The following is a 502-nucleotide window of genomic DNA, read 5'->3' as shown; positions in this document are numbered from 1 at the left end:
TGTGGTGGAGATAAATCAACGCAGAAAAAAGATATTGAACAAGCATTAAAGTTAAAAGAGGAGTACAGTGATGAAAACAACCCCATTTAAACCAGAAGAATATCTTGAAGACATTGAGATACAACAAGCATTTCTTAATGAAGCCTTTAAAACCGGTGATGCTGCTCATATAGCGGATGCCCTTGGTATTGTTGCTAGAGCACAAAATATGAGTGCCTTAGCAAAAGAAACCAATCGTGAACGCAGTGGATTATACCGCTCCTTAAGTAAGACTGGTGACCCTAAACTTTCTACCTTAGTCGCTGTCTTATCTGCCCTTAATTTGCAACTAAGCGTACAATCTGCTCCATAAATCGTGAGGGGAATAAGTCTTCCCCCACACCTCTCAACGATTAGTCACGAATTGCACGACCACAACACACTCACCAGCCGCGGTTGTTTTATCCCGTGTTGCATAAAGCGTAAGCTCTTGATCTTCTGGAACAAACTCTTTTTGGTTGGT

Annotated in this window: 1 protein-coding gene and 1 pseudogene; both read left to right on the top strand. The window is 41.4% G+C overall.

All coding sequences use genetic code 11. The features are described from left to right. Positions 1 to 90: pseudogene (locus ACFIKG_RS09895) on the top strand (type II toxin-antitoxin system RelE/ParE family toxin); the annotation flags it as partial. Continuing rightward, positions 71 to 352 (top strand): addiction module antidote protein, encoded by a 282-nt coding sequence (locus ACFIKG_RS09890; RefSeq protein ID WP_375649234.1) that lies wholly within the window; start codon positions 71 to 73, stop codon positions 350 to 352. The pseudogene ACFIKG_RS09895 and the gene ACFIKG_RS09890, both read left to right, overlap by 20 nt. The last annotated feature ends 150 nt before the right edge of the window (positions 353 to 502 follow it).

This window comes from Bartonella sp. LB28NMGDW (assembly GCF_042194435.1).
Lineage (GTDB): Bacteria > Pseudomonadota > Alphaproteobacteria > Rhizobiales > Rhizobiaceae > Bartonella > Bartonella grahamii.
Note: the sequence above shows the minus strand (reverse complement) of the source record. Positions and strands in the feature narration are given on the sequence as shown.